The organism is Bacillus sp. EB01, from assembly GCF_000613125.1.
GTDB lineage: Bacteria > Bacillota > Bacilli > Bacillales > Cytobacillaceae > Bacillus_D.
This window is the reverse complement of sequence record NZ_HG964497.1, coordinates 432,173-442,987: the sequence shown is the minus strand read 5'-3', so window position 1 is coordinate 442,987 and position 10,815 is coordinate 432,173. Positions and strand designations below refer to the sequence as shown.

The 10,815-nt window shown below is 41.9% G+C and carries 9 protein-coding genes; 6 read left to right on the top strand and 3 right to left on the bottom strand.

The genetic code is table 11. The features are described 5' to 3' along the window. Positions 1-50 precede the first annotated feature (50 nt). Positions 51-215, top strand: a complete 165-nt coding sequence (locus TY16_RS26025) for a hypothetical protein (RefSeq protein WP_155922118.1) — start codon at positions 51-53, stop codon at positions 213-215. Positions 216-297: 82 nt separating this feature from the next. Here the strand turns inward: TY16_RS26025 and TY16_RS01900 are convergent, their stop codons facing one another. Further along, the gene (locus tag TY16_RS01900) at positions 298-801 is read right to left on the bottom strand and encodes a sigma-70 family RNA polymerase sigma factor (RefSeq protein ID WP_231505548.1); all 504 of its coding nucleotides are present in this window, start codon (positions 799-801) and stop codon (positions 298-300) included. Positions 802-1,121: 320 nt separating this feature from the next. Here TY16_RS01900 and wecB point away from each other — a divergent pair, with 320 nt between their 5' ends. The 5 genes from wecB to TY16_RS01875 all read left to right on the top strand — a co-directional run bounded on the left by wecB (position 1,122) and on the right by TY16_RS01875 (position 7,176). Further along, positions 1,122-2,261: a non-hydrolyzing UDP-N-acetylglucosamine 2-epimerase gene (wecB, locus tag TY16_RS01895; protein WP_043930001.1), complete on the top strand. Its 1,140-nt coding sequence runs from the start codon at positions 1,122-1,124 to the stop codon at positions 2,259-2,261. 504 nt (positions 2,262-2,765) lie between these two features. Further along, positions 2,766-3,422, top strand: coding sequence for a 5-bromo-4-chloroindolyl phosphate hydrolysis family protein (locus TY16_RS01890; RefSeq protein WP_043930000.1), 657 nt, complete (start codon positions 2,766-2,768; stop codon positions 3,420-3,422). Further along, the gene (locus TY16_RS01885; protein WP_043929999.1) at positions 3,419-4,615 is read left to right on the top strand and encodes a toxic anion resistance protein; all 1,197 of its coding nucleotides are present in this window, start codon (positions 3,419-3,421) and stop codon (positions 4,613-4,615) included. The genes TY16_RS01890 and TY16_RS01885 overlap by 4 nt, the downstream gene beginning before the upstream one ends. A 420-nt stretch (positions 4,616-5,035) precedes the next feature. Further along, positions 5,036-5,995 (top strand): CPBP family glutamic-type intramembrane protease, encoded by a 960-nt coding sequence (locus tag TY16_RS01880; protein WP_043929998.1) that lies wholly within the window; start codon positions 5,036-5,038, stop codon positions 5,993-5,995. Positions 5,996-6,126: 131 nt separating this feature from the next. Then, positions 6,127-7,176, top strand: coding sequence for a DUF6270 domain-containing protein (locus TY16_RS01875; RefSeq protein ID WP_052342564.1), 1,050 nt, complete (start codon positions 6,127-6,129; stop codon positions 7,174-7,176). Positions 7,177-7,211: 35 nt separating this feature from the next. On the opposite strand, the gene TY16_RS01870 is transcribed toward TY16_RS01875, so the two are convergent. Then, positions 7,212-8,045, bottom strand: coding sequence for an STAS domain-containing protein (locus tag TY16_RS01870; protein WP_043929997.1), 834 nt, complete (start codon positions 8,043-8,045; stop codon positions 7,212-7,214). A gap of 1,040 nt (positions 8,046-9,085) precedes the next feature. Beyond that, positions 9,086-10,603 carry an ATP-binding protein gene (locus tag TY16_RS01865; RefSeq protein WP_043929995.1) on the bottom strand — a complete coding sequence of 506 codons (1,518 nt, stop codon included), beginning with the start codon at positions 10,601-10,603 and terminating at the stop codon, positions 9,086-9,088. Positions 10,604-10,815 lie beyond the last annotated feature (212 nt).

The window sequence follows — 10,815 nt, the reverse complement described above, 5'->3', positions numbered from 1 at the left end:
ATTTTTACTAGAATGATGGAAAAGACTGAAAAAGGAGGAAAAAACTCGAAGTGAAGAAAAGTGGAGTTGAAGAAGGCCAAATGCTGTTTTTTGAAATTTTAAAGCGGGCCTACGAAAAGGGTTTAACAGAAACTGAAATGACAACCTGGAAAATGCTTGAAGAATTGAAATTGGACTTGCAAAGTATACCGATTGCCGAATCGGATAGATTATAGAGAGAATAGAAGGGGAGAGGATCCCCTTCTATTTTTTTTGCTGAAATAACTATTTTAATATAGTTAAATGGACAGGGGTATCTTAAAAGCCAATTTCCTCCATGATGGTTTTAATATTTTTCCTAGCTCTATCCCGCCAGCTTTTTACTGTTGAAACACTGACGTATTCAAGAACGGCTATTTCCTGAATAGTCAGTTGGTCCTGGCATGTATATTTCAGCCATTTTAACTGATTTTTACTAAGGGAATTTCCGCAGGCATCAATCAGTTCGGAAATTTCGTTCTCGCCTACAGACTGATCTTCTAATAACTCCCAGTGTTCTGGCTTTAGGTGGATGTTCCGTTCAAGTTGATTATGGCAGCGGGTTAACTCAATCATCATCCGGCCTTTAATGAAGCGGTAGGCATATGTTTCAAATTTGCCTTTTTCCGGATCAAAGCCTCTTGCTGCCTCCCATAGGGCAATAAGGCCAATTTGATAGAATTCTTCCTTGTTTGTGTAGATGTGAAGAGAACGGATAATGCTGTTGATCATGGGGGTATATTGGGTTGCGAGATGCTCGAAATTTTCAATTTGGCGTTCCACAGTACGTCCCTTTCGGGGAAGCGCGCTTGCCATTTTTATTCCCGGGTAAGTCAACCATATAGCCTCTGGGTTTGGGTGTCGAAATCTATTAATTTACTTTTTATTCCAGATAAATAAGCAGATTTCAGGCAGAATGATCCTGATAAATGAAAAAATATTGTTTACTTAAGTTGAAAAATTAAATTTCCTCTCATTTACGGATAATTGAAAATTCTTTCAAATGCCTTTAGGGTATATAGAGAGGCTTTTGGTTTATAGCCATAACTGAGGCTAACCGATATAATGAAGTAGAATCTTAATTGATAGGGGTTTGTTAAAAGATGGCAGATCGATTTAAAGTGATGACCGTGTTTGGCACACGGCCGGAAGCAATTAAAATGGCGCCGCTAGTCAAAGAACTTGAGAAGCATAAGGATAAAATTGAACCGATTGTGACGGTCACCGCTCAGCATAGGCAGATGCTCGATCAGGTGTTGAGTATTTTTGAGATTGTTCCTGATTATGATTTGAACATCATGAAGGACCGGCAGACGCTTATCGATGTTACCGTAAGGAGCCTCGAGGGGCTTAACGCTGTTTTGCAAGAGGCGAAGCCGGATCTTGTTCTCGTTCATGGCGATACGTCTACCACCTTTGTTGCGAGTCTGGCTGCATTTTATAATTCGATACCTGTTGGCCATGTTGAGGCAGGCTTGCGGACTTGGAATAAGTACTCTCCATTTCCTGAAGAAATGAACCGTCAGCTTACTGGGGTTATTGCCGACCTGCACTTTGCCCCAACCAGGCAATCCCGGCAAAATCTGCTGACCGAAAATAAATTAGCAAATGCGATTTTTGTAACCGGCAATACAGCTATAGATGCTCTGAAGACAACAGTTAAAGAAGATTATTCACATCCTGTGCTTGATAAACTGGGTGGTGACCGTCTAGTTCTTATGACAGCTCATAGGCGTGAAAACCTCGGCATTCCTATGGAAAACATGTTCAGGGCTATTAGCAGGCTTGTCGACAAGCATAAGGATGTACAAGTGGTATATCCGGTACACATGAATCCGGTCGTAAGGGAAATAGCAGGCAGGATTCTCGGGGATAATCCCCGCATATCTCTGATAGAGCCGCTTGATGTCATTGACTTCCATAACTTTGCCTCACGCGCACATCTAATTTTGACCGATTCGGGGGGAGTCCAGGAAGAGGCGCCTTCACTTGGGGTTCCGGTCTTGGTACTCCGGGATACGACCGAACGGCCTGAAGGGGTGGAAGCTGGCACATTAAAGCTTGCCGGTACGGATGAAGAAACGATTTTTACACTGGCAGATGAGTTGCTGACGGATGACGAAGCCCATGGGAGAATGGCCAAAGCGTCAAACCCATATGGAGATGGTTCAGCTTCGGCTCGAATTGTAGAGGCAATCCTCTATCACTTTAAGCAAGCCGAACGTCCTGCAGATTTTCAATAAATGCATAAAGAAGTAAGCCTCTGTCGATAATGGATGGAGGCTTTTTGTATTTGCCTGAATTTGAAACCAGGCAAGGTTGAAGAAAACGAGATTATAAATGGAAAAAACGAAGAAGTTCCCAAGGAGTTTTCCGGAAGTGAAAATGTCCTCCCTGTCCTCCATCAGGCTTAAGAAGACGGAACAGACCAGAAAACATCCTACGGTTCAAGCAAAACGGGCCTTGCAGAGTAGAAAATGTTCTTAAACCAGAGCCCCTGGGACAAAATGGAGTAAAGCGGCCAAACTGACCAACCAGTATTCCATTTAAAAATATATATAGCTAGAGTCTCAGCCTTAAGTCTTAGTGTTCTCTACAATCCCGGCCGGTGGAAAGATACCTTCATTTCGTGTATTGTTAATATAAGGAACCAATATTTACAAATTTATTTTTCATGTAAAATGAAACAATTCAATGGCCATCAACGTACTAACAGATATAGCTATTAAAGTCGGGAGTCGATCCGTATGAATCCATTTCTTTCATTTTTATTAAGAAGTTCAATAGCTGTCCCTACCGCTGTAACAGCGGGAGCGGTAAGCTTTCTTGGTTTCGATGCAGGATGGCTGCTGTCAACCGGAATTTCGGCAGCTGGTGGGTTTGCGGCATACCAATCAGTTGGCATGTACACCAATTCCCAATTCTTGAAGAGGCATAACCTGACAAGGAAGGAATACCGTTATATTAAAACCAACCTGGAGGAAGGAAAGCGGAAAATCAACCGCCTCCATAGGGCCCTTTTTTCGATAAAAAATCTTCCGTCCCTGAAACAGCGGATAGAGCTGCTGCGGGTAACGAAAAACATTTACAAGCTGACCAAAAATGAGCCAAAGCGATTTTATAAAGCGGAACGGTTTTACTTTTCACATCTAGATTCTCTAATTGAACTTGCCGAAAAATACGCGTTCCTGTCTGCGCAGCCGAAGCGGAGTCCTGAACTCGAACTTAAGCTTCATGAAACCCAGCGGACGCTTGATGAGCTGACTGACACAATTGAGCAAGATTTATACTATATTATCAGGGATGATATTGACCATCTCGATTTTGAAATTGATGTTGCCAAAAAGGTAATTGCAAATCAAAAGAATATTAAAATCCCTGAAGAAAACAGGAGGCTAAAATGAATCAAAACAATCAACCTTCCATGAATTCGAATAATATTCTTGATGATATTCTTTCAGATCCATTTGGCGCGAATGAAAATCCAGCTGTTGCACCGGCACCGGCTGCCGAGGGCGGCAAGCAGGTCCGCCTGATTGATGTCATTCCTGAGGAGAACAAGGCCAAGGCTATGCAGCTAGCAGAGCAGATTGACCCGAAGAACCACCAGGCGATGATTTCGTACGGTACCCAGGCGCAATCCAAGCTGCTTTCTTTTTCAAATACGATGCTTGAGCATGTGCAAAAGAAGGATGTAGGGGAAATTGGTGAAATCATTAACGACTTGATGAAGCACCTGTCACATGTGAATCCCGACGAATTGAATCAAGAAAAACGCGGCTTAATTTCACGCATGTTTGGCAAGATGACTGGGTCTGTTCAGGAAGTGCTATCCAAGTACCAAAAAACCGGAGCTCAAATCGATCGGATTTCTGTAAAGCTGGACCGTAGCAAAAACACCCTTCTTGCTGATATGGCTCTCCTCGAGCGGTTATATGAGCATAACAAAGAGTACTTCAATGCCCTGAATGTGTACATAGCAGCGGGTGAATTGAAGTATGATGAGCTTGTTCAAAAAACTATCCCGGCAATGCGCAGGGAAGCGGAAGTCTCAGGAGACCAGATGAAGGTCCAGGAAGTCAATGATATGATGCAGTTTGCTGACCGCCTTGACAAACGAATCCATGACCTGAAGCTAAGCAGGGAATTGACGGTTCAAAGCGCGCCGCAAATCAGGCTCATCCAGAATACAAACCAGGCGTTAGCCGAAAAAATTCAGTCGTCAATTATGACGGCAATTCCGCTTTGGAAGAACCAGGTCGCGATTGCGTTGACACTTATCCGCCAGCGCAATGCGGTTGAAGCCCAGAAGCAGGTTGCAAAGACAACAAACGATTTGTTATTAAAGAATGCCGAAATGCTGAAGGCGAACACAATCGAGACTGCGCGTGAAAACGAGCGGGGCATTGTTGAAATTGAGACGCTGAAACGTACGCAGGAAAGCCTTGTCTCAACTCTTGAAGAAACATTAAGAATTCAGGAAGAAGGCCGCACCAAACGGCGCCAGGCCGAGCATGAACTATCACTCATGGAGAGCAACCTGAAGCAGAAGCTGCTGGATATTAAAGGCGAGACGGACCGGAAACGAATCGAATAGCAATAGGGAACGCTGCAGGCAATAATGCCTGCAGCGTTTTTTCTGCACCTGTGGAAATAAAAACAGTTTGTACCAGTTCGACATTTTCCTTAAGTGCGAATCTTGTAAATCACAGAACCTGAAAGGCTATTTCAGGTTTTTAATCAAACGTTTGATTAAAAACAAGTTTGTCATTAAAGAAAGGTTCCGGTCGAAAATTATCCCTTTTGCATCAAGAAAAACTAATGTCTGGTAAACGCAGTTATGGTACGCTAAGGAAAATGGATCAGGAGTATGATTATGGAATTTAATAGAAGATGGTTATTGGGCTGCGGTTTGTTTCTGCTGGTAGTAAACGGTGGAGGTTTCCTGCTTGTTCAGCTATTTGGCCAATAATCCAAGCCCAAATGCTTTTGGCTAAATTAAGAGGTTAGCGGGGAAATGGAATTGATAAACGACTTAACAAAACCAGTATCAAAACGGTTACTGCTTTTACTGCTGATCGTGACCGTTGGTTCCGAGATGGCTCTCTATTTATCTCGGTACAGTTACTTTTTTTCCGAGCTATATGATTCAATTATGATCGTTTCGATATTTCTTGCCTGGAAGCTGCATCCGAGGCTGGGACGGACTGGAACATATGCCTCCGGAACATTGAGAGACTCGCTCGGGTTGAGTCCCGTGGAGCCTGGCGGGAAGAAGTCATTTTGGCATAAAGGGTATATTTCACAGTTTGCAGCAGTTTTTCTGCTGTTCAATATGGCATCAGCAGTTGTCAATTTTTATTCCTATATTCTTTTTCCGGGCTTTAATGATAACTACCAGGAGTATGTGGAAGAATCGATTGATACGGTCCAAGGCGGCTGGGATTCATTCGCAGATGATGAAGGAATGGTTGAACCTAATGATACAAGCCCAGTATTGGAGTGGTTTGACTTTGCTGGCTACGACTTTTATACCTCTGCACTGGCTGGATTTGAGGAGGTATACCGGCTCGGCTATATGATTCTGTTTTTGTTGCTTTTTAAAAAATTTCTCCCATTAAAATGGCAGCAGTGGCCGGAAGAAGGTTTACTAATGGCTGTATTGTTTTTAAGCAGTCTTCTGTTTGGAATCGGGCATGCACTTGATACTCCGCAGTCATGGGATGTGACGATAGGGACGATTGTCACATTTACCAATATGGGGTTAATTCTTGGTATCCTTCTTTTATGGTCACGCAATCTTTGGCTACTAATAGCTGTCCATGGTGTTTACGATGTGTTGATGACGATTGAATGGTATTACTATGAGGCGGCTTCCGTTATATTTTCGGTAATAATACTCGCCGCATGGGCCTTGGAGGCGGTTATCCGAAAAATAAGTCCGGAGAAGGAAAATGAAATTAAGGCAAGCCAATAGAATGATCCAAAAAAATGCGGAGCCTATCCGCATTTTTTTTATTTATAAGGTGAAGATGTGTAAAAGTGGCAAGGGGATGAAAGAATAATGTAGAATTATGCTGAATGATGTCGAAGTGAAGGAGCCTGCAAATGAACCAGCCAATAGTGAAGGTTGCTGTCATGGGAAGCTGCGTGACTAGGGACAATTTCAATTCAAAGTTCAACCCAAATTATAAAGATGTCTATGACTGTGTGCTTACCCAAAATCAGACATCTCTAATAAGCTTGATGTCCAAACCCACTATGTTTAAGGAAGAATATGTAGAAGGAATGGGCAAATACGAAGCATGGAATGTACGGTCAGACTTAAATAAAGAGTTCCTTGAACAAATGAAGGAACTTCAGCCAGACTATTGTATTCTCGACTTTTTCGGCGATATACACTTCGGGGTCCTTGAGCTTGAGGATGGACGTTACATTACAAATAATCGCTGGATGCTATGGAAGACAAGCTATTATAAGGACTTGAAGGAAACAGACAAGATGATAGAGCTTAAGATCGAAAAGGATACTGAACGCTATCTGAAGCTTTGGAAGGAGCATGCAGATCGATTTTTTGCTTTTATGAAAAGTGAAGTTCCAAATTGCGGAATTATTGTACATAAGGCCAGAAACGCCGAAACATATATCACGGATTGTGAGAGAAAACCTTTGAGCACCTCAGGCAAGGTAATGAATATGGACGTCAAGCGCATGAATGAACTTTGGGATGAGCTTGATAACTATATAGTTGAAAAGTACGGTGTTCATGCAATTGATTTGAGGCATCGCGACCTGGCCAGCTTTACAGAGCACCCATGGGGTCCATTTTATGTTCATTACACGATGGATTATTACCCGGAGTTTCTTGATAGACTCAATAAGATTGTCCTCTTCGACAAGGTTGGGGAGCAGGGACTGCCAGGAAAAATTGTGAAAAACCTCCTTGAACTTGACGAGGAACGGACAATTGGACAGCCCGATTCTAAGGAACAAGAATATGCATCCTTGACAGAACAATTGGAAAAAACAAAGTCAGAGCTTACAAAAGCCAAAAAGAAGCTAAACCGATTTGAAACGGAGACTGTCTTCAAGTTTGCAAAACGGAAACTGAAAAAGTATAAAGCAATAAGGAAAGCTTATAAGTTACTAAAGGAATAGAACAAAACGCCTGCATTACTCTACAGGCGTTTTGTTTATTTTTTATGTATGCCGAGCTCCTTTAGTGCCTGCTGCATGCTGGCTCTTGTTTTAATACCGGTGAAATCCAATCCGAGACTGACGATGGTTTGCGAGATCTCAGGCCTAATACCGGTCACAATTGCCTGAACTCCTGTAAGCCTTAGGGCATTGAAAATCTGGAATAGCTGGTCGGCTACCATTGTATCGATGATAGGTACACCAGAAACATCAAATATTATCTGGCGGACATTCAGTTTGGCGCTCTCAGTTAAGGAGACATCCATGATCAGCCTTGCGCGGCGGGTGTCAATTGAGCCGACAAGGGGCACAACGGCTATACCCTCGACAATCGGAACGACCGGTACAGACAGCTCCTCAAGAGCAGTATAGGCAACATTCATAAGCCTATTTGTATGGACCTCAAATTCCTCGCCTATGACACTGCAGACGCGGTCTAATAAAGGGTCGAGTATTTTGGAGACATCGAGCATCGTAATTGCTGCAAATTTCTTTTTCTCAAGTTCGTCGGTAAAAACGTCCCAAATCACAGTCCGGAAAAATGCTACGCTCCGAAGGGAGTCTGTTAGGGAAATGGAATACAGGATGGCGTAACCTGCTGCTTTCTTGCTCCATTCCTCAACCTTGTCGTATATAGGAGCAGTATTCAAAAGCGCCTCACCAAGCAGATGGACAAGTTCTGAGTAAAATTCCAGTTGTTTTTCACCGGGAAGCAAGGTAGCAGGAAGCTCAAATGTATCATTTTTATCAATATTTATGATGACGTTTTTAGCTATTACACGGTCATTCGCCATAATTTTATTGCCTATATACTGCAATTCATCCTTCACTTGCTAAGCTCCTCCCAAATAGTTCCTATACTTATAATATAGTATTGTCCTTGAATCCCGCAAAATAAATACCTTTTACTTTTATAACAATTCCTATTTTTATAAAAATTAAAAAGGCAGCATTGACAGCTGCCGTTGTCTTCATAATAGAAGCGGTGCTTTTAAGTATCTCGCTGATTGAAATACAGAAGACCACCTGCCTGGTAATTTAGTAAGTTTATTATATTGTAGTTTTGTTTGGATCGAAGCTAATTATCGTTTAAAACGGTTGCTGAGTACCTTTAATAAAAATTGCTTTTCTTCAGCGGTAAGCATTCTCCAGTTTTTGACTTGAATTTTCACCAAAGTTCCCTCCCCGTATTTCTTTATTGACATGAAAAAGTATGATTATGGCCGTTTGCTGTGTATTGTCTTTCTATGTATAACTATAGCGCTGCGAAAGGCGAATTTGAATATAAACCGTTCAACAAATACTGACTTTCCTACCTGTATAATGCGGGTGAAACTATGGATTCATGAGTAGAATTAGCTGAATTGTGAAGAAATGCATGGGGAATTGCCGAATAGTGTCGGCTTGGTCCGCAAGACGGGAGCAAAGGGCTGCGAAAAAGGCGCAGCCTACCCGTTTTTAATTCTCGAACGATGGCTGATGGCCTTCAGGATGAATTGCTTTTCCCAAGCGGCTAATCTCTTCCAGCTGCCTGCTTTTATTTTCATTCTCGCCCACTCCTTCATATAGAATGTATTGTTTCTTTATGGTGTAAGAAGGATGAAGGAACCAGAGATTCATCTCTTCCTTTGCTAGTTGTTTACCGTCTTTTTAGCCGGAATAAACAAAGAACCGTTCCTCAAAAACAGAGGGAATCGGACAAGGGAAGCCTTATATGGACAAAGAATGGGTCCTCTCAGGAGAAGAAGATAGCGAATTGGGATAAAGTAATGGAGAATTTGCCGAAATAATTTTGAGTAAAAATATGAAGTTGGATTGTTTAAATGGAAAATAAAAAGACCAAGGCTTTTGTCTCCAAAAACCTGGCCTTTTATTGTATGCGCGGAAAGGTAAGTTTGAAGGTGGCCCCGGTATGAGGGCCATCACTTTTAACATCAATTCTCCCTTTATGATCCTGAATGATTTTATAGGTCACCATCAGTCCCAGGCCATTTCCGGTTGATTTTGTCGTGAAAAAGGGTTCCCCCAGCTTCCTCAATTGTTCTTCCGTCATGCCGACCCCTGTATCTTTTATGGTTACCGATACTTCCGATGGCTGGATGTTCATCGATATATATACGAAACCGCCTGATGGGATTGCCTCAATAGCATTTTTCATTATATTGAGAAACACTTGCTTTAGCTGATTTTTCTCCCCGGAAATGATCACTGGTTCGTCAGGGAAATCAGTAATGAGAAGGACATTTCGCAGCAGCGCTTCCGGCTCAATGAATTTTGCAACGTTTTTCAGGATCTCGGTCAGATTGCACTGAGTAAAATCAGTCACATGAGGCCTTGCAAAAATCATGAAATCACTAACAATCGAGTTGATCCTGTCGATTTCATCCAAGATTGTTTTAGTAAAGACCGTCTCCTTTGTTGTTTCTGTTAACAATTGGACAAAGCCTTTAATGGTCGTTAATGGATTGCGGATTTCGTGGGCAAAGCCAGCTGCGAGTTCGCCTACCATCGACAGCTTTTCTGCTTTTAGAAGCGTTTCCTCGGTCCGTTTCTTCTCTGTTATATCGTATTGGATGGAGATATGCTTATATTTCCTGCCTGCTTTATCAATGAAGGGAATGATTGTGGTATCTGTCCAATAGGTTGTTCCGTCTTTCGCTTTGTTCAAAATCTCTCCGTTCCAGACCTTTCCCGCACTTAAATCATTCCAGACGTTGTCGAAATAGCCTTTAGGGTGATAGCCGGAATTAAGAATATAGGGGGTTTTCCCAATTAATTCGTCCTTGGAAAATTTAGATACCTCACAAAATTTTTCGTTAACGTAAATGTATGCATCATTTTCATCCATGACAGCGAAAATTGTTGCTTCGTTAAGAGCCTTCTTAAGTTCAGCCAACTCTTTCAGAGTCATCCGCAGGTCCTCTGTTGACTCATCAAGGGCGTATTTTGTCGCGAAGAGGATATCGTTGTAATGGTTTATGACAGAGCTTAGGACTGCATTTAGAAGTGGATCCAGAAGTTTAATTGATTCGATAAAATATTCCCCTGAAAGCTTGTTTTCCTTTATTTCCGTTTCCATTAAGGTAATAATGGCAGATCGGGTTCTGTAAACAAGGCCGATACAAGAATCCAGGGATCCCGCAATACCGACAGATCGCTGGCCAAGGAGATTTGCGAATGAAAGTAAATCATTTTTAATGGAAGGATTATGTGTTGAGAGATACTCGCCAAGAAGATAGAAAAGGTATTTTTGCATATAGTGGGAATCGTCCAGGTGGTGGTACAGGACATTATATTTGCTGCCGGTACCTGGCGTATCCAAATACTCAGCGAGTTCACCGCTGAGTTGTTTAATTTTACAGCCTAAATCATACATTTGACTGTTCATGATACTCCTCCGGCTAAAATTATTCTACTTATCTATTCATTTAAGGATAACAGAAGTGGTTTGCAACGAATAGATAAATAGTTACAATTTTCTAATTTAACTATAATGACTTTTTGTATGCTTTGTAAATATTTGTATATCGATTTTCGCTATAAATTTAGTTTTTAGCTGCGCGGCTAAAATAAACACTATACGACATCCTTGAAGGGCTC

What these genes read in the sequence shown, in the direction of transcription:
- wecB (WP_043930001.1), top strand. Translation starts at nt 1,122, where the DNA reads ATGGCAGATCGATTTAAAGTGATGACCGTGTTTGGCACACGGCCGGAA.
- TY16_RS01865 (WP_043929995.1), bottom strand. Translation starts at nt 10,603, where the DNA reads ATGAACAGTCAAATGTATGATTTAGGCTGTAAAATTAAACAACTCAGC.
- TY16_RS01875 (WP_052342564.1), top strand. Translation starts at nt 6,127, where the DNA reads ATGAACCAGCCAATAGTGAAGGTTGCTGTCATGGGAAGCTGCGTGACT.
- TY16_RS01885 (WP_043929999.1), top strand. Translation starts at nt 3,419, where the DNA reads ATGAATCAAAACAATCAACCTTCCATGAATTCGAATAATATTCTTGAT.
- TY16_RS01880 (WP_043929998.1), top strand. Translation starts at nt 5,036, where the DNA reads ATGGAATTGATAAACGACTTAACAAAACCAGTATCAAAACGGTTACTG.
- TY16_RS01890 (WP_043930000.1), top strand. Translation starts at nt 2,766, where the DNA reads ATGAATCCATTTCTTTCATTTTTATTAAGAAGTTCAATAGCTGTCCCT.